Raw genomic sequence first — 16875 nt, 5'->3', positions numbered from 1 at the left:
GCTCCGGGAATCTTGTCGGCCAGTTTTAACAGGTTTTCTTTCGTTGCTTCCGAATGCGTTAGATTTAATGTGGGATTTTTCATGCTTTAAGATTAGCACGAAAAGCCCACTATGTCACTTTATTTAAGACGTTTGTATTAGATCCCTACAGCTTCACCCATCTACTCCACGGATTCATAATCTGTGGATTGCTTGCATTGATTATCCCGAGGGTCCCGGCACTCTGGCGGCTCTGTCTCGCGGTCTCCTTTGAGACGCTGTGGGAGGTGGCGGAGAATATGGACTACATCATTGAGCGGTATCGCGGAGTAACTGCCGCGATCGGCTATCAAGGTGATACGATCCTTAATTCGCTCGGCGACATTCTTTCCTTCGGTATCGGATTCATGGTGGCGCGGCAGCTGGGATTCCGCCGTTCGGTTGTGGTGTTTGTGGTAACGGAACTCGCATTGCTTGTCACTTATAGAGGGTGGCCACGGATCCCGCTAAGCGGGACGGATTATGACGGATATTCACAGATGAAAAGAAAGCTTCATCTGCGGCCATCCGTGTGGTTATCCGTGAAAATCCGTGGCGAACATCATTTACCGTTACCCCTGCAAAACTGACCCATTACTTTTTCGGCGCGGATGCGCGGATGCTCGCGCGTTCGGTCCTTCATGCGTCCCGCCCTGACGTGATCGCAGCTCGATTCAGGCGCTGGCCGAGAAACAGATACGAACACAAACGAGAGCCGTTTTCGCCTTCCTGTTCACGTCAGTCTGCCGTGGTGTCATATCTCCAAGACGTTGTATGCAACTCCCTTCCTGACAATAGAATATGATTATATTCGCCCCTTAAAAGACCAATTGATGCGTAACTTTCCCGCACCAGTTAAGTCACGGCAGCAACAGAAGTTTATACGTGGTGGGGAAGAGCGCGTAAAATGCTGCAGCCTTCAGCATGTCATCCACGGCGATGCGGTCGTCGTAGTTGTGGATGTAGCGCTTTTCGCCGGGGCCGAACCCTATGGTGGGTATGCCGAGGAGGCCGCAGGAGGAGACTCCGTTCGAGCTCACGGTCCACTTGTCGATGACCGGTTTCCCGCCGATCGCCTCCGCATACGCCGCGACTGCGGCCTTCACGATTTTTGAATCTTCAGGAACAGACCACCCGGGGAAATATTTTTCCACCTTCTGCGCCAGGCCGGTGTAGGCGGGCTTCTCATAGGTGAGGATCTCTATCTTCGCCTCTTCTGCTCCGGGGAGATCCCTGAGCTGCCGCAGCGCGAGCTCCTTCGTCTCGCCGACGGTCAGGCGGCGATCTATGGAAAGATACGCCTCGTGCGCAAGCCTGTTGAAACCGGGGCTCTTCACGCTGATCTGCGTGACGGCAACTGTTCCCTTGCCGAGGAACGTATCTTTTTTGAGTTTTTTGTTCAGCTTCTCCATGCCTTCGATGATCGGCAGCGCCCGGTAGATCGGATTGACCCCCTCCTCCGGTGTTGAGGCGTGACAGGATTTGCCTGGGACAGTGATGCGAATCTCCATCCGGCCGCGCTGCCCCCGCATTATTTTAAGTTCGGTGAATTTTCCCACGACCACGCATTCCGGCTTCAGTCCCGTCTTCGCGAGCGCGTACCAGAGGCCGAGACCGTCACAGTCCTCCTCGAAGACGGAGCCGGTGACATAAACCGTGCCGCGCAGCAGACCCGCCTCATTCATCGCCTTGACGCCATAGATGATTGCGGCGAGGGCTCCCTTGTTTTCCGCCGCGCCGCGCCCGTACACATAGCCCCCCTCGTACGCGCCTTTGTACGGATCGTGCTGCCAGAGGTTCCTGTCGTGTATCCCGACCGTATCCAGGTGGGCATCAAAGAGCACCGTGGGCTTCCCGGAACCGACCACGCCGATCGCGTTTCCTATCTCGTCGGTATAGGCCTTGTCGAAACCGCAGCGCTGCATTTCCTGGACAGTGCGGGCCGCCGCTTCTTTCTCTCCTCCGCTGGGGCTGGGGAGGGCGATGATGTCGCGGAGAAACGCGACCATCTGCTCGCGGTCCCGGGTGAGAATCTGCATGATCTGTTGTTTTTTATCCATGTCATTGTTCCTTTCTGTAATGTCGCGCACACTGAAGTATGCGCTACGGGAAGGGGATATGGCCCTCGAGAGAGGGAATTATTTCACGTGACGCCGGATGTTCCGACGGGCGTAGCTCCAGATCGCGGTGCCACAGTACCACGCCGCCGCGCAGAGCACGATGGTCGCCCCCGAGGCAGTCCCCCAGTAGTAGGAGAAAATGAGCCCGGTGATCCCGGAGGCCAAGCTTATTCCAAGCGCCCACGCGGTGTACGAGCGCATGCTGGTCGCCACGTTTCGGGCGGCCGCCGCGGGCAGTATAAGGAGAGAATTGATGATAAGGATGCCGAGTAGCTGCACTGTAGACGCAACCACCACAGCCAGGAGCGCGGCGAAACTGGTTTCGATAAGGACAACCGGCAGGCCGCGGCTGCGCGCGAGTGAAGAGTTCACACAGAGCAGGGCCATCGCATTGCCCGCGATGATCCAGTAGCACGCGACGATGGCGAAGAGCAGCAGGAGCGATTTGAGCTGCACGGGGGTCACCGCGAGAATATCTCCGATGAGGTATACGGTGTACTTCGCGAAACCGCCCCCCCTGCTCAGAATAACAACCCCGAGCGCGACCGTCACCGCCATGAACACGCCGAGCACCGTATCCGGTGAGGTGTGGGTGATGTTTTTAAAAATGGTGAACGCGATCGCGATGAGGATGGCGAATGCGATCATCGCCGAGAGCGGGTTCATCAGGCCGAGGAGCACCCCGAGCGCTATCCCTGTGAGGGCGGAGTGACCGAGCACATCAGAGAAAAACGCCATCCGGTTGCTGATGACCATGGTGCCGAGGAGGGCGAAGAGGGGGGTCACCAGACATGCCGCGAGGAGCGCGTTCTTCATAAAGTCATAGCGGACCCATTCAAAGGGGAGGCAGTATTCCATTACGCGATACGCGAGTTCAGCCATTGGATGGGGTTTCTCCCGCGCGCGGCATGGTTGCGAATCCCGAAACGTGCCATGGGCTTGGTCCGAACATCTTCAACAGTTGTGTATCCGCGAGGATGTCGCGGGGGGAACCCGTGGCGAGGACAGTGCGATTCATGAGGACGACGGTGTCCGCGTGCGGGGCGATCCCCGCGAGATCGTGGGTCACCATGACCACGGCGACGTCGTGGCGGCGGCGGAGGTCGCTCACCGTTTCATAGAAAAGCGAGAGCCCTTTCGGATCGATGTTCGACACCGGCTCGTCCAGGAGGAGCAGGTTCGGCGCGGGGGCCATCGCGGTGGCGAGGAGTACGCGTTGCAGTTCCCCTCCGGAAAGCTCGCCGAGCTTTCGGTGCACGAGGCGCTCTGCCGACACGCTCGCGAGGACCACCTCGACTTCTACGCGGAGGGAGCGGCCGATGCCGAGCCAGATCGGCCGCTTGCTGATGCTCGCTGCGACGAGATCAAGCACGCTCATCGGCGAATCCGGATCGATGCCGATCCTCTGCGGCACGTAGCCTATCCTGGGGTGCGGCTGGGGACGCCCCTCGATTTGGAAAATCATTCTTCCACGGCACGGGATCTCGCCGATGATCGCGCGCAGGAGCGAGGTCTTCCCCGCGCCGTTCGGGCCGATGAGCGCCACGAGTTCGGCACAGTTGATGTGGAGGTTGACGTTTTTCACCACCGCATCACCGCCGAACTCCACGCTCAGGTTCTCAATCTTGATGCAGCAGTGTGGGCAGCTCCGTGGCTGGGCCATAGCTCCTCCGCGACTGTAATGTCATCGCAGGGCGTGCATAAGCACCGCGAGGTTTGCCTCCATGATGTGCAGATACGCATCCGGATCGTCGGGGCCTGTCACCGCGGGATCGAGCACGTACACATGGGCCCCTGTTTCACGGGCGATCGCCGCTGCGGCTAACGCCGGGTATTGCGGTTCGCTGAAGATGACGCGTATCCCGTGCTTCTTGATGAGGTCGATGGTGTGCGCGAGCTCTTGCGCGCTCGGCTGGCTCCCCGGCTCGCGCTCGACCACCGCGGCAATCACAAGCCCGAATTCCTGCGCGAAGTAGGGAAATGCCTCGTGGAACGTGACGATCTTTCGCCCGCGATAGGGGGAGAGTTTCGTGTGCATGCGCGTGCGAAGGGCCTCCAGTTTCGCGACGTATCGAGAGGTATTGGCGCGATAGAGCGGGGCATGCACAGGATCAAACTCCTCCATTGTCGCCCCCAGGTTGTTGACCTCCGTGATCGCGTTGGACACGCTGGTCCAGACGTGCGGATTGGCCGGAGCGCCGCGGTCGCCGCGGATGAGCGGGATTCCCCGCGCGAGTGGGATCACCCTGAGTTTCGGGTACTGTGTCGCAACCTTCTCGACAAAGGGCTCCATGCCTGCGCCGTTGGTGATGAGGAGCGACGCGTTCGCCAATTTTTTCATATCCCCGACCGTGAGGGTATAGTCGTGGAGGCACCCGGTGGAGGAGGGGATAAGAACTTGTATGGAAACCCCCGGGACTCCCTTCACCACGTTCAGCGCCATGATATAGATAGGGTAGAATGAAGTGACCACGATTGTCTGTGGGGCTTCCTCAGGCGCGGAGGAGAGGGGTGCCAGTCCGCCCAGGGAAAGGAGCGCCAGTGTTCTCAGTGCGTGGTTCATGCTTCCGCTTCACCCTTCAGGTTGGCGAGGTAACGCGAGGCTTTGATGAGCGCCATGCATCCCTGGCCCGCGGCGATGACGTATTGGTATTCCTGCCCCGACGCGCAGTCGCCACCCGCGAAGATTCCCTCCACTGATGCCCTTGTCCAGCAGTCGATGAGGATGTGCCCCTGGGGGGCGAGCTCCAGGAATCCCTTCACGAAATCAGTGTTCGGCACTCGCCCGATCTCTATGATGACACCCTCCACGGCGAGATCGCGCGGCTTCCCTCCCCGCACATACCTGAGGCCGCGCACCGTGTCCTCTCCAAGGATTTCCGTCGTCCTCGCTTCGTCAATGACCTCCACGTTTTTGAGCGACAGCACCCTGTCGATCAGGTACTCATGTGCGCTAAACTTTTTCTCGATGTTGATGAGGTAAATTCTTTTGGCAATGTCCTTCGTGAAGTTGACGCCCTCCAGGGCGGAGTTCCCGCCGCCGACAATCGCGATCTCCTTCCCTGAGAAGAGGGGCCCGTCGCAGATCGAACAGTAGGTGACCCCCTTCCGCGCCAGCCTGTCCTCGCCGGGGACGCCGAGCTTCCTGGCCCTGGCGCCAGTGGCGATGATGACTGTTTTGCCGTCATACTGCCCCTTGGTGGAGTAGATGCGGAAGCCCTCCGCTATTCGTTCAATCTTTGTGACCTCGGGCCCCTCCACCGGCTCGACGCCGTTGAACTTGAGCTGCTCCTCCATGATGATGCTGAATTCAGCGCCCGTCGTCTTTACGATCCCCGGATAGTTCAGGACCTCTCCCGATTCAAGGAACTGCCCCCCGAGCTCTTTCGTGATCAGGATGAAACTCATCCTCTTCCTTGCGGCGTAGATCGCCGCCGTCTGCCCGGTGATGCCCCCGCCGATGATGATCAAATCATGCACAGTACACCCTCATATTGTTTGGAACCACTGAAGACACTGAAAACGCTGAATATATGCACATCATAGCTCATTCGTATTCAGTGCACTCAGTGATTTCAGTGGTTATAACTCAGTTTTCCCCTTCAAGGTCCAGCTTGAGCGAGAGGAGCTTTAGCATATCCCTGAGACTGATAATGCCGACGAGCCGCCCCCCCTCCACGACGAGGAGCCGGCTGCTCCCCGTCCGGTTCATGGCGGAAATCGCGCTCAGGGCATCTACGTCAGGGCTGATCGTATTTTCTGACGAGCATTTCGTCGCGATCTCAGCGACGGTAAGTGAGTCCCACCGCTCGCGCGGGATTTCCTTCACCTCGCTTGTCCCCACGCATCCGAGCAGTTTCCCAGCCTCAACTACGGGGAACATCTTGAAATGGTACCGGTAGATGTAATCCTCCACGAGCGCGGCCACAGAGAGGGACGGGGGAACAGTGACGGGGTCGCGGTTCATGAACCGTTTCAGCGGTTCGCCCTCAAATGCCCTGCGTGTGAGGAGCTGCTGATAGGACATCCGGGAGGCGTTGCGCAGGAACATGCCGATCAGAAACCACCACAGCCCCCCGAGCATGTTCCCCGTGAGCACGTTGAATATCCCGAGGACGAACAGGAGCGTCCCGAATCCGGAGCCGATCCGGGAGGCGACGCGGGTCGCCCATCGCAGGTTACCCGTCCATCCCCAGAGGATCGACCTGAGCACTCTCCCGCCGTCGAGCGGGAACCCGGGGATGAGGTTGAAGGCGGCCAGCATGCCGTTGATCAGTGCGAGGTAATGCACCGTACCGTTGATCTGAGGCGGCCATCCAACCCTCGTGCCCGCGACCCCCGCGCAGTAGAATCCAAGGGCGAGGAGGATGCTCGAGAGGGGACCCGCGGCGGCCATGAGAAATTCGACCCTCGGGCTCTCGGGTTCCGCATCCATTTCTGCGACGCCGCCAAAAATAAAAAGAGTAATGCCCTTCATCGGAAGGCCGTATCTCCGCGCGACCAGAGAGTGACAGAGCTCGTGAAATACGATCGAGAAGAACAGGCCGAGCGCCCCCGCCACGCCCATCCACCAGTAGGATGCAGGGGAAAGGTTCCTATAGTGAGAGGGGAACACACCCTGCGCCAGTGTCCAGGTGATGAGCACCGCGAGGATCAGCCAGCTCGGGTCGATCCATACCTGGAAGCCCAGCAGCCTGAAAAGGCTGAATCGTCGCTCGAACATCAGCTACCTCCTGCTGCGCGCGGCCGGTGAGCCTCTGTGGCCGCGTGCGTGGACAATGGATGCACCGTCTTGGCTCGCGTTGGTTCAGAAAGGAATTCTCGATACATTATATTTGTAGGGGCTCTTTTTATCAAGCCCGCAGTACGGGTCGGATAAATCCCTGCCCGCCGGCAGGCAGGCACCCCTCCCAATCCGCCATTTCGGGGCTCGCGGCATCCTTGACTCGGGTGCCGGATATTTATAGAATGTGATCGAACATGTTTCTCGCCGAGGTCTAATGCATTGTGAGAAATAACACACTGCGTGAGGAGGGAATCCTAGGGTGATGGGCGCGGCAAAAAAGATCATGACTATCGCTCCGGAGGGGGAAATCTACCGTTGCCCGGCATGCGGATATACGGATGGGTTTCATGTGTCATTTTCCTTCAAAGAGAAAAGTGAGTCCGCGGAGATTTACCTCATCTGCCCCAACTGCCATGGCCGCTTTCGGATCGGGTGGGGGGTGCGGATGGGAAAAGGCGGGACCGGTCGCGGCTGAATGCGCGCGTCCGGTCGTGCCGCCAGTATGGTGCGCCGTCCTCATGACATCCATGAATGTTAAAGTAAGAATCAGTCTCACCGACACGCGCCAGGAGCCTTTTATGGGGATAGGGCTTGTGTGGTTGATCAGGAGAATTCAGAAATTCGGCTCCATACGCAGAGCGGCGGAGGACATGGGCATGTCCTATGTGAAGGCGCTGAGGATCCTCAACCGGCTGGAGAGAAAGCTCGGCACAAAAATCCTGGTGAGGAGGATCGGGGGCGCGATGCGCGGCGGCACGGCACTCACGCCATTCGCGGAACAGTTCGTGGAGCAGTACGAGCGGTATCACGCGAGGGTGACCGATTTTGCCCGGAGGGAGTTTATCAGATCTTTTCGCAAATCTACATTCGCCTGATGGCGGAGGAGCGGCGTCATAAACCCCCATGGAAACTATCCACGGAATTGAGATGTCCCAGAAGACCCCTCGGCGAGGAGGCCTGAGCCTCTGGTGGCTGCTGGCGCTCCTCCTGCTCTTTGGTGCCGGTCAGCGGCATGGCCTCTGGGGCAACGACGAGCCGCGCGAAGCCGAGATCTCCCGCGAGATCCATGCATCCGGCGATTGGGTGGTGCCGCGTCTCAACGGGCAGGCATTTCTCGAAAAGCCTCCCCTTGCGTACTGGGGGGCTGCGCTTGCCTTCCACGCAGCGGGGAAGCCCTCAGAGTCAGTGTGTCGTATTCCTTCCGCCGCCTGGGGACTCATCGGAGCGCTCGCCACGGCCTGGCTCGGCGGCATGCTCGCCGGCCGTACCGCGGGGCTGCTCGCCGCGCTCATCCTCGCCACGTGCGGTGAGTGGCTCTATATCACACACCACCTCCTCGTTGACGTGCCCCTCGCTGCCTGCGTCGCGCTCTCGCTCGCGCTCTTCTGGCATGGCTATAGGTCAAGCGGCGGGCAGAAAGGGATGGGATACCTCGGCTGCTCATTGGCCGTGGGCGGGGCATTCATGGCAAAGGGAATGGTGGGGGTCATCATACCGTGCTCGGCGATTGTCGTTTTCCTGGCGTGGCGCCGGGAATGGCGCGAGCTCGCCCGCCTCATTGCTCCGTGGAATGTGGCTGCGTGTGTCGCGGTGCCGTTCTCATGGGTGATCGCGCTGTGGGCGCGGGAGGGGACTGGCGCGCTCCGCGTGTTCGCCTGGGACAACCAGGTCCTCCGCTTTATCTCGTCCACCGCAGATCATGCCCACGCGCCATGGTACTACTTGCTGATCCTTCCTGAAGTTTTATTGCCGTGGGTAATTTTCCTGCCCCCCGCGGCCCTCAGGCTGTTCCGCCGCTCCGGCGAGAAGAGTATCACGGACAGCGGCCGCCAGTACCTCATGGCCGTGATTGCGGTGCCGTTCATCGTGCTCTCGATCGCGAGCGGAAAACGGCACCTGTACCTCCTCCCGCTGCTGCCCGGTTTCGCGATTTTGCTCGCGGCGTGGATTGCCGAATCGCGGTCGGCGGGGCGCGCGAGGTGGGAATCGCTCTGGCAAAGGATCGGGCTCAGCCTCTTTGCGGTACTCCCTGTGGGGAGCTGGGGAGCCGCATGGTACTACGCAATCGTTCAGAGGAGCGGCGTCCTCGTTGCTTCGATCGGTACCGCGGCGAGCGTCCTTGCGGCCTGCGCAGCAGTTGCGTACGCGCTGCGCACCCGCGGGGAGCGGCTGGCGGAGATTTCAATTGCGCTCCTCATCCTCGCGTACGGGGCGGTGCTGTCACCCTCTCTCTGGGCAGTGACTGAAAAGGGAAAGGGATACGCCGATTTTGAAGGGATGCTGGATGAACAGATCAAGGGAGGTGTTACGCTCTACATCTATGGCTCGGGGGAACAGGAACTGGGTCTGGTCTGTTTCCACCTGAAGAGAACCGTCCCGGTGATTCAAACCCCTGACGAACTCGCCGCGGTACTCCAGCCCGGATCAGGAAACCACCTCCTCATTGCCGAGAAGATGTACCTGACGTTGCGCGCGCAGAACCTCATTCCCCCCTCTGTGGAGATTGCCGCGCGGTCTAAGCTGAAGCGCACCACGCAGCTCCTTCTCCGCGCCGGGTCATCTCAATGAGCGGGAATGAGCACGCGGGCCCGGGGATGCTCAGGAGACTACCTCGATCTCGATATCTCCTTCCCTCACCGCGCTGCAGGGACAGTACTCCAAACGATACCTGATCTCCTCCTTGATCTTATCAAGGGCCTCCTGACGTGTCGGTGCCCCCGTGCTGCATTTGGGCTCGTCGCAGTACGCGATGAGCCGTCCTGAAGAAACCTGTGTGAGCCTGACCTTGTATTTCATCTCCGCTGCCTCCTTCACCGAGTATATCGCCAGCGCTATCGGTTGAGAAAATTCTGCTGGTAATAGTGTCTGCCCTTCCAGGACACGCCCCCACCGCATATCTTCTTCCAAAACGCGCTCCAGAGGATTCCGATGAGGATCGCACAGCCGAAGGGGTGGGCGACGACGTACCGCCTGTCGGCATGGATGAACGCAAAGGCTCGTTCGGATGATAGATGCACGAAGAGCAGCTGCGCCAGCGCGAGGCGGGGGGAGAAAAAGATGCCGGCGTAGGGCAGCAGTGAGAGCGTGATGATGACCGCGATGATCGCGGGGAGGAGCCAGATCCGGTCGCTGAAGATCAGGAAGAAAATCCGCTCCCATCCGCTCCAGAGTTCGCGGAGCGAGCTGTACATTCTGCACTTCAGCACATCGCCCCCATAGAGGAGTTCGAAGCGCACGTTCTTTCTCTTTGCGTTCTGCGCCATGGCGATATCCTCCAGCGGGAAGGTGAGCAGCCGGCCGTGCCCGCCGATCAGGTCGTAGGCGCTGCGCTGAATCAGAATGTACTGCCCGTTCCCGAACGCGACGCGGCCCCCAGGCTTGTTTATACGCTCGACGGGAAACAACATGAAGAGCATGAAGCCAGTGATCGGCTGGATCAGTTTCTCCCAGAAACTCACGCTGAGGGGCTGTGAGAGCAGCGTGAGCATCTGAACGCGATTTTTCAGCGCGTAGTTGAGCGGAGTCAGTATTGAGTGCTCCGAGTGTATCGTGTCGGCGTCGGTGAAGAGGAGCCACTCCCCCGTGGCCTCTTTCTGGGCGACGAAGAGGGCGTGACTTTTCCCCGCGTACCCATCGGGGAGAGAAGGTATTCTGACGTAGCGCACCGAGGGGAATTTCTCTCTGATGATCTCGGCCGTGGAATCAGTCGAGCGGTCATCGGCGACGATTATTTCATAGTTCGGATAGCGCTGGCGGGTGAGTGCGTGCAGGCAATTTTCTATTACGCGCGCTTCATTTCTCGCCGCCACGATGACGGACACGCGGGGCGGATCGGGCATGGGGATTCGCAGCTCAGGGTCGGTGAAATGGTTCATTCTATCGAGCCTGAGGGAATCGAAATAACGCTTGATCCATACCGCGAGTATGAGGAGCATCAGGAGGCGCATAATGCTGTATTGTACCACTGCGGGCAAGCGTTGAGAAGAAGTGGATGAGCGCGCGCTTGTGATCGTGGTTCCCCTTATGTATAATGCGAAGGAGACCGGAAGGAACAGGGTTGTCGTTTATGAAGGCTCGTAAGAGGCAACGGGAACGATCATGGGGGCAAACCTAGTCATCCTCGATATGGTGATGAAGGGGATGGGTGGGGTACAGGCATTTAAGCGGATACGGGAATCCGCGCGCTCTCTCCCGGTCATCATATGTACCGGATATATCCCGGACAGGGGCTGGCGGCATATCCTTGAGAAAGAGGCGAGTGATTTCATACGGAAGCCGTTCACACTCAGTGAACTTTCCCCGAGAATACGAAAGATCCTCGACGGCCGTTTGCTGTGAGGCTGGTGTATCTCCGGGTGTGCGGTGCGAATGACCCGCCGGACCGGGTGAACCTTCTCCCGAAGATCTGATGTGATCACGGTGTGCCATTTGTTACAATGAGGAGGTTCTTCCAGAACTATGGGCAGGACACTGCTGATGATCAAGCCGGATGCCTACCGGAGGGGGCTCGAGAAAACCATTCTTGAGAGAGTCGCTTCCGCGGGCATGAGGGTGGTGCGCTCGACGCGGAGACGGCTCTCCCGCGAGGAGGTCGAAGGGCTCTACGGGGAGCATCGGGGCAAGCCGTTTTTCGAGGTGAACGTCAATTTTCTCCTGAGCGGTGAGGTCGGCCTGTTCATCCTGGCGGGGGACGGTGACGTGGCACGGCGCGTGAGAGGTCTCGTGGGCAACAAGGATCCGCGCCTCGCTGAGGCCGGGACGATTCGCGGCGCCCTTGGGATTGACCGGCTTCATATCGAGCGGAATCTCGTGCACGCGTCTGCGAATGGAGAAGAAGCGGAGAGAGAAATCGCGTTGCTGTTCGGTGAGCACCCCTGAGTTGTGGGAAGGAATGCTAATCGAGGAGTGGAATAATACTGTATAGAGGAGGTCGCATGTCAAAGCCGCATCGTGTGAGTGAGAAGAGGATACGCAGGAAGAAATACCTCAAGAGAAAGAGACTGAAGGTCAAAGCACAGGTTCAGCCGGTGGTTAAGTAGCGGCGCCCGGCGGGAATGTCTCTTGGCTGATCGTATGAGGGGGCGAAAATGCTTCGCCGCGCCGCGCGCATAACCTTCCAGTCCCGGCTCCGGAAATTCGTAATGGGTCAGTTTTGCAGGGGTAACGGTAAATGATGTTCGCCACGGATTTTCACGGATAACCACACGGATGGCCGCAGATGAAGCTTTCTTTTCATCTGTGAATATCCGTCATAATCCGTCCCGCTTAGCGGGATCTGTGGCCCCCCTCTATAAGTGACCCCTTACGGAAATTCCGTTTCAACCCTTCATAACCGAGGCCTTACCCACTGGGAATACAAGGGGGTGAGACAATGAAGCCTCTCGTTGATACATACGGCAGGGCGGTTGATTACCTGCGTATTTCCGTTACCGATCGCTGTAACTTGCGCTGCTTCTACTGCATGCCCGGGGAGGGAGTCACCTCAATCCCTCACGAGGAGATCCTGCGCTATGAGGAAATCCTCGCGGTGATCGACGCGGCGCGTCTCCTCGGATTCAGCAGGTTTCGCATTACCGGTGGGGAGCCGCTCGTGCGCCGCGGCATCATCTGGTTTCTCAATGCGCTCTCAGAGAGAGGCGTGGACTGCTCACTCACCACCAACGGGCTTTTGCTCCGGCGGTTCGCGAGGGAGCTGAAGGGGGCGGGGTTGAAGAGGATCAACGTGGGGCTGGATACGCTCGACGGGGATACGTTTCGTCGGATCACGGGTGCCGGAGGGCTCGGCGAGGTGTTTTGCGGGATCGAAGCGGCGCGTGGAGAGGGGATACGGTCGGTAAAGGTGAATGTGGTGGTCATGCGCGGCGTCAATGACGACGAAATAAATGATTTCATCGCCTGGGGGCGGCGTGAGCGGCTCGATGTCAGATTCATTGAGTACATGCCTGTGTGCGGCGAGGACCTCTTCGTTTCGCTCACACCGGTTGTCGAATCGATGAATGAGCGGGAGGGGATCGAGCCCTCCAGGGAAACGGGAGGGGGGCCGGCGAAGAGTTTCAGGCATCGGAATGGCGGGAGCAGCATCGGGTTCATTCTCTCCCGCACGGAGCCATTTTGCGCGGCGTGCAATCGGCTCCGCCTCACTGCCGACGGCATGCTTCTCCCCTGTCTGTTCTCCCGCGAGGGGATTGACCTGCGCGGCCCCCTGAGGCGCGGGCACCCAGTCGCTGAATTGATTGTAAAGGCGGTGAGCGCGAAACCCGAGGGGCACAATCTGGATATGAAACTCTCACGGTACGGGATGTATGCCCTCGGGGGATGAGAGGCTCCACATGAGTGCAATGGAGTCGGCATGGGAGTTCCTGCTCAGCAGGCGCCGCTCAGCATCTCGGGTCTGAGCCCACAGCGCGTGAAAATATCCTTGCCGGCCCGCACCACGTTCCGTATACTATGTGCGGTCTGTGATCCTGATCCGTGAGGGAACCCGGGCAATTGTGGGTTCTTTTTTTTTAGAAGATCACCGGGGAACGGGGCATCCCGCGCGGGAATCTACGGGAGGTATCGTATGAAGGCGCTCATCATGGCGGCGGGGTACGCGACGCGGCTCTACCCTCTGACGAAGGATAGGGCCAAACCGCTGTTACCCATCGCCGGGAAACCGATCATAGATTACATCACCGATGCCCTGGATGCCGTTAAGGAGATAGACCGTATTTATGTGGTGACGAACAGCAGGTTCTCCGCATCCTTCAGGGAGTGGGCCGGGGCGCGGAAGAAGGGCATGCGCGCGCCGATCGAGGTCATTGATGACGGGACGGTCTCGGACGACGACAAGCTCGGCGCGATTGGCGACATCAGATTTGTACTCGAGCGGGAGCGCGTTGACGATGATCTCCTCGTGGTGCTGGGTGATAATCTGTTTGGTCTTGACCTCAAGGATATCGTGACGTTTTTCAGGGACAAGGGCGCCACCGTTGCGGCATACGACGTGCGTGACAGGGAGACTGCCAAACTCTACGGCATCCTGGCAGTGGACAGGAACTCCCGGGTTGTGGATTTCAAGGAGAAACCCTCGGATCCCCCCTCGACACTCGCCGCGATCGGCATGTACCTGTTCCCGAGGGAAAAACTGGGGCTCTTTCGAGTATACGCGGAAGAGGGTAATAAGATGGACGCGCCAGGTTACTTCATCAAATGGTTGTATCAGCGAGAGCCCGTGTACGCCTGCGTGTTCAGCGGCGTCTGGTATGATATCGGGGACCTGGAGATGTACAGGAGGGCGGACGCACTGTATACAGCGAAAAGAGAGAAACACTAAACCCTGAACTCTAAACAAACTCAAATTATTGAACTGGCGGTTTTGAATTTATTGAGGATTTGGAATCTCGTGTTTCGAGTTTGCTTTATTGACAGTGTGCGGTTGGATGCGTTAGAGTTAGCGCGGCAGGCAGAGAAAGAATGGAGGTTGCTGTGGCTAGAAAATACCTATTCACTTCGGAATCGGTCACGATGGGTCACCCGGATAAGATCGCGGACCAGATATCCGACGCGATCCTGGACGCCGTGTACGCCAAGGATCCGTACGGGAGGGTCGCGTGCGAGACTCTCCTCACCACGGGGCTCGTGCTGATCGCGGGCGAGATCACCACGAGCGCGGAGATTGACTACCAGGAGATAGCGCGGCAGACGATCAAGGAGATCGGTTATACGAGCGGGGAGATGGGATTCGATTACAAGAACTGCGCGGTGCTCGTTTCCGTACACAAGCAGTCACCCGACATCTCGCAGGGCGTCACCGCCGGGAAGGGGTTGCACAAGGAGGCGGGGGCAGGCGACCAGGGACTCATGTTTGGCTATGCCTGCCGTGAGACCCCTGAGCTTATGCCGCTCCCCATCCACCTCGCCCACCGTCTGGTCGAGCGCCTGGCGTTCGCGCGGCAGAAGGGGATCATCCCCTGGCTGAGGCCGGACGGCAAATCTCAGGTCACGGTGGAGTACGAGGACGGCAGGCCTGTCCGTGTCCATACGGTGGTCATCGCCACGCAGCACAGGGACGGGATTCCCCACGCCGTCATACGGAAAGAGATAATCAACAAGGTGATAAAACCTGTCATGCCAAAAGGCATGCTTGACCGGAAGACGATCTACCACGTCAATCCGACGGGCCGCTTCGTCATCGGCGGGCCCTCCGGTGATACCGGCGTGACGGGGCGCAAGATCATCGTGGACACCTACGGGGGGAGGGGATGTCATGGCGGCGGGGCGTTTTCCGGAAAGGATCCCACGAAGGTTGACCGGAGCGCGAGCTACATGGCCCGCTACATCGCCAAGAACGTTGTCGCGGCGGGACTCGCTGACAGGTGCGAGGTGCAGCTCTCCTATGCCATCGGGGTCGCCGAACCGCTCTCTATCTTTGTGAATACGGAGGGGACCGGCAAGATTCCCGAGTCGAAGATCAGCGCGCTCATCCGCAGGCACTTCCCGCTCACACCCGCTGGGATGATTAACCACCTGAAGCTCAGGAGGCCGATCTACAAAGAGACCGCGCGGCACGGCCATTTCGGGCGCCGGGGGCCCGCGTTCACCTGGGAGAAGACCGACAAGGCGGCGCTCTTGAGGAGAGAAGCAGGACTGTGAATTTGCAATGAGCAGATTGCATATTAGAAAAGGAGTTGTGTGATGGGAAAGAAGGTGGAGTACGACGTGAAGGACCTGGGCCTGGCCAGAGAGGGCAGGCGGCGCATCGAGTGGGCCAACAACGACATGCCGGTCCTCAGACTGGTGCGCGAGCGGTTTGAAAAAGAGAAGCCGCTCAAGGGGCTGAGGATGTCCGCCTGCCTGCACGTCACCGCGGAAACCGCCAATCTGGCGCGGACGCTCAAGGCCGGGGGGGCCGACCTGGTCCTGTGCGCCTCCAACCCGCTCAGCACGCAGGATGATGCCGCTGCCAGTCTCGTCAAAGACTACGGGATTACGGTGCAGGCGATCAAGGGTGAGGACCATACAACCTACTACCGGCACATCCACGCGGCCATCGCCCACCGGCCGCGGATCACTATGGATGACGGAGCAGATCTCGTGTCCACGATCCACGCGAAGTATCCCGAGATGGCGAAGGATATCATGGGGAGCATGGAGGAGACGACTACCGGTGTCATCAGGCTTCGCGCCATGGAGAGAGATGGCGCGCTCAAATTTCCCGTCATCGCGGTGAACGATGCGGCGACGAAGCACATGTTCGACAACCGGTACGGGACCGGGCAGTCAACCGTTGACGGGATCATCAGGGCCACCGACATCCTGCTGGCGGGCGCGACGGCCGTCGTCGCGGGATACGGATGGTGCGGCAGGGGCTTCGCGATGCGGTGCCGCGGCATGGGGGCGAACGTGATCGTCACGGAGGTGAATCCCATCAGGGCGCTCGAGGCGCTCATGGACGGGTTCCGCGTGATGCCGATGAGGCAGGCGGCGCGTGTCGGCGACCTGTTCTGCACGCTCACGGGAGATATCAACGTCATACGCGGCGAGCATTTCAAGGTGATGAGGGACCGCGCCATTGTGGCGAACTCCGGGCATTTCAACGTTGAGATCGATATCGGCGCGCTCAAGAAACTCGCCAGGAGGGTGAACTGCGGCGTGAGGCAGTACGTGGATGAGTACGTCCTCGCCGATGGCCGCAGGATTTACCTGCTCGCGGAGGGGAGGCTGATCAACCTGGCTGCCGCGGAAGGCCATCCCGCCTCGGTCATGGATATGAGCTTCGCCGTCCAGGCGCTCACCACCGAGTACTGCGTGAAAAACCATCGCGCATTGAAACCGCGGGTGTACACCGTCCCCGCGCGTATCGACGATTGGGTCGCCCGCTTGAAGCTCAAGGCGATGGGGAGCTCGATTGACCATCTCTCCGCCGAGCAGAGGAAGTATCTCTCGTCCTGGGAGATGGGGACGTAACTA

18 protein-coding genes are annotated in these 16875 nt (G+C 59.3%); 10 read left to right on the top strand and 8 right to left on the bottom strand.

Translation table 11 applies throughout. From position 1 onward, the window contains the following. Window positions 1-74: 74 nt before the first annotated feature. The gene (locus NTX71_09600) at window positions 75-608 is read left to right on the top strand and encodes a DUF2585 family protein (GenBank protein MCX6340155.1); all 534 of its coding nucleotides are present in this window, start codon (window positions 75-77) and stop codon (window positions 606-608) included. A gap of 270 nt (window positions 609-878) precedes the next feature. Here the strand turns inward: NTX71_09600 and NTX71_09595 are convergent, their stop codons facing one another. From NTX71_09595 to NTX71_09570, 6 genes are all read right to left on the bottom strand, one after another. Next, a complete protein-coding gene (locus NTX71_09595; protein ID MCX6340154.1) occupies window positions 879-2078 on the bottom strand; it encodes a YgeY family selenium metabolism-linked hydrolase in 1200 nt (399 codons plus the stop codon). A gap of 78 nt (window positions 2079-2156) precedes the next feature. Then, window positions 2157-3020: a metal ABC transporter permease gene (locus tag NTX71_09590; protein ID MCX6340153.1), complete on the bottom strand. Its 864-nt coding sequence runs from the start codon at window positions 3018-3020 to the stop codon at window positions 2157-2159. Then, complete coding sequence (locus NTX71_09585; protein MCX6340152.1) at window positions 3013-3801, bottom strand: metal ABC transporter ATP-binding protein; 789 nt, start codon at window positions 3799-3801, stop codon at window positions 3013-3015. Before NTX71_09585 ends, NTX71_09590 begins: the two co-directional genes overlap by 8 nt. 21 nt (window positions 3802-3822) lie before the next feature. Next, window positions 3823-4701, bottom strand: coding sequence for a metal ABC transporter substrate-binding protein (locus tag NTX71_09580; GenBank protein MCX6340151.1), 879 nt, complete (start codon window positions 4699-4701; stop codon window positions 3823-3825). After that, window positions 4698-5618: an FAD-dependent oxidoreductase gene (locus NTX71_09575; protein MCX6340150.1), complete on the bottom strand. Its 921-nt coding sequence runs from the start codon at window positions 5616-5618 to the stop codon at window positions 4698-4700. The genes NTX71_09580 and NTX71_09575 overlap by 4 nt, the downstream gene beginning before the upstream one ends. Window positions 5619-5727: 109 nt before the next feature. Next, a complete protein-coding gene (locus NTX71_09570; GenBank protein ID MCX6340149.1) occupies window positions 5728-6861 on the bottom strand; it encodes a site-2 protease family protein in 1134 nt (377 codons plus the stop codon). 325 nt (window positions 6862-7186) lie between these two features. On the opposite strand from NTX71_09570, the gene NTX71_09565 reads away from it, so the two are divergent. The 3 genes from NTX71_09565 to NTX71_09555 all read left to right on the top strand — a co-directional run bounded on the left by NTX71_09565 (window position 7187) and on the right by NTX71_09555 (window position 9492). Then, entirely contained in the window at window positions 7187-7399 is a 213-nt protein-coding gene (locus tag NTX71_09565; GenBank protein MCX6340148.1) for a hypothetical protein, read from the top strand. Between the two features lie 103 nt (window positions 7400-7502). After that, window positions 7503-7799, top strand: coding sequence for a LysR family transcriptional regulator (locus tag NTX71_09560; protein MCX6340147.1), 297 nt, complete (start codon window positions 7503-7505; stop codon window positions 7797-7799). Window positions 7800-7827: 28 nt separating this feature from the next. Further along, a complete protein-coding gene (locus NTX71_09555; GenBank protein MCX6340146.1) occupies window positions 7828-9492 on the top strand; it encodes a glycosyltransferase family 39 protein in 1665 nt (554 codons plus the stop codon). A gap of 30 nt (window positions 9493-9522) precedes the next feature. Here NTX71_09555 and NTX71_09550 read toward each other — a convergent pair whose 3' ends face one another. Together NTX71_09550 and NTX71_09545 are read right to left on the bottom strand one after the other, a co-directional pair. Beyond that, window positions 9523-9720: a type II toxin-antitoxin system HicB family antitoxin gene (locus tag NTX71_09550; protein ID MCX6340145.1), complete on the bottom strand. Its 198-nt coding sequence runs from the start codon at window positions 9718-9720 to the stop codon at window positions 9523-9525. 35 nt (window positions 9721-9755) lie between these two features. Then, on the bottom strand, window positions 9756-10859 hold the full coding sequence (locus tag NTX71_09545) for a glycosyltransferase (GenBank protein MCX6340144.1): 1104 nt from the start codon (window positions 10857-10859) through the stop codon (window positions 9756-9758). 163 nt (window positions 10860-11022) lie between these two features. Here NTX71_09545 and NTX71_09540 point away from each other — a divergent pair, with 163 nt between their 5' ends. The 6 genes from NTX71_09540 to ahcY all read left to right on the top strand — a co-directional run bounded on the left by NTX71_09540 (window position 11023) and on the right by ahcY (window position 16872). Next, a complete protein-coding gene (locus tag NTX71_09540; protein ID MCX6340143.1) occupies window positions 11023-11262 on the top strand; it encodes a response regulator in 240 nt (79 codons plus the stop codon). Between the two features lie 120 nt (window positions 11263-11382). Beyond that, a complete protein-coding gene (locus NTX71_09535) occupies window positions 11383-11802 on the top strand; it encodes a nucleoside-diphosphate kinase (protein MCX6340142.1) in 420 nt (139 codons plus the stop codon). A 493-nt stretch (window positions 11803-12295) separates the two neighbouring features. After that, entirely contained in the window at window positions 12296-13243 is a 948-nt protein-coding gene (gene moaA, locus NTX71_09530; protein ID MCX6340141.1) for a GTP 3',8-cyclase MoaA, read from the top strand. A 243-nt stretch (window positions 13244-13486) separates the two neighbouring features. After that, entirely contained in the window at window positions 13487-14239 is a 753-nt protein-coding gene (locus tag NTX71_09525; protein ID MCX6340140.1) for a nucleotidyltransferase family protein, read from the top strand. A 140-nt stretch (window positions 14240-14379) separates the two neighbouring features. Further along, a complete protein-coding gene (gene metK / locus NTX71_09520; protein MCX6340139.1) occupies window positions 14380-15558 on the top strand; it encodes a methionine adenosyltransferase in 1179 nt (392 codons plus the stop codon). A 54-nt stretch (window positions 15559-15612) separates the two neighbouring features. Continuing rightward, a complete protein-coding gene (ahcY, locus tag NTX71_09515) occupies window positions 15613-16872 on the top strand; it encodes an adenosylhomocysteinase (GenBank protein MCX6340138.1) in 1260 nt (419 codons plus the stop codon). Window positions 16873-16875: the final 3 nt, after the last annotated feature.

This window comes from Candidatus Auribacterota bacterium (genome assembly GCA_026392035.1).
Lineage (GTDB): Bacteria > Auribacterota > Tritonobacteria > UBA1439 > UBA1439 > JAPLCX01.
This window is presented reverse-complemented; position numbering and strand designations above follow the sequence as displayed.

What these genes read in the sequence shown, in the direction of transcription:
- NTX71_09550 (MCX6340145.1), bottom strand. Translation starts at nt 9,720, where the DNA reads ATGAAATACAAGGTCAGGCTCACACAGGTTTCTTCAGGACGGCTCATC.
- NTX71_09570 (MCX6340149.1), bottom strand. Translation starts at nt 6,861, where the DNA reads ATGTTCGAGCGACGATTCAGCCTTTTCAGGCTGCTGGGCTTCCAGGTA.
- NTX71_09525 (MCX6340140.1), top strand. Translation starts at nt 13,487, where the DNA reads ATGAAGGCGCTCATCATGGCGGCGGGGTACGCGACGCGGCTCTACCCT.
- NTX71_09560 (MCX6340147.1), top strand. Translation starts at nt 7,503, where the DNA reads ATGGGGATAGGGCTTGTGTGGTTGATCAGGAGAATTCAGAAATTCGGC.
- moaA (MCX6340141.1), top strand. Translation starts at nt 12,296, where the DNA reads ATGAAGCCTCTCGTTGATACATACGGCAGGGCGGTTGATTACCTGCGT.
- NTX71_09580 (MCX6340151.1), bottom strand. Translation starts at nt 4,701, where the DNA reads ATGAACCACGCACTGAGAACACTGGCGCTCCTTTCCCTGGGCGGACTG.
- NTX71_09565 (MCX6340148.1), top strand. Translation starts at nt 7,187, where the DNA reads ATGGGCGCGGCAAAAAAGATCATGACTATCGCTCCGGAGGGGGAAATC.
- NTX71_09590 (MCX6340153.1), bottom strand. Translation starts at nt 3,020, where the DNA reads ATGGCTGAACTCGCGTATCGCGTAATGGAATACTGCCTCCCCTTTGAA.
- NTX71_09540 (MCX6340143.1), top strand. Translation starts at nt 11,023, where the DNA reads ATGGGGGCAAACCTAGTCATCCTCGATATGGTGATGAAGGGGATGGGT.
- NTX71_09595 (MCX6340154.1), bottom strand. Translation starts at nt 2,078, where the DNA reads ATGGATAAAAAACAACAGATCATGCAGATTCTCACCCGGGACCGCGAG.
- NTX71_09585 (MCX6340152.1), bottom strand. Translation starts at nt 3,801, where the DNA reads ATGGCCCAGCCACGGAGCTGCCCACACTGCTGCATCAAGATTGAGAAC.
- NTX71_09535 (MCX6340142.1), top strand. Translation starts at nt 11,383, where the DNA reads ATGGGCAGGACACTGCTGATGATCAAGCCGGATGCCTACCGGAGGGGG.
- NTX71_09545 (MCX6340144.1), bottom strand. Translation starts at nt 10,859, where the DNA reads ATGCTCCTCATACTCGCGGTATGGATCAAGCGTTATTTCGATTCCCTC.
- NTX71_09555 (MCX6340146.1), top strand. Translation starts at nt 7,828, where the DNA reads ATGGAAACTATCCACGGAATTGAGATGTCCCAGAAGACCCCTCGGCGA.
- metK (MCX6340139.1), top strand. Translation starts at nt 14,380, where the DNA reads ATGGAGGTTGCTGTGGCTAGAAAATACCTATTCACTTCGGAATCGGTC.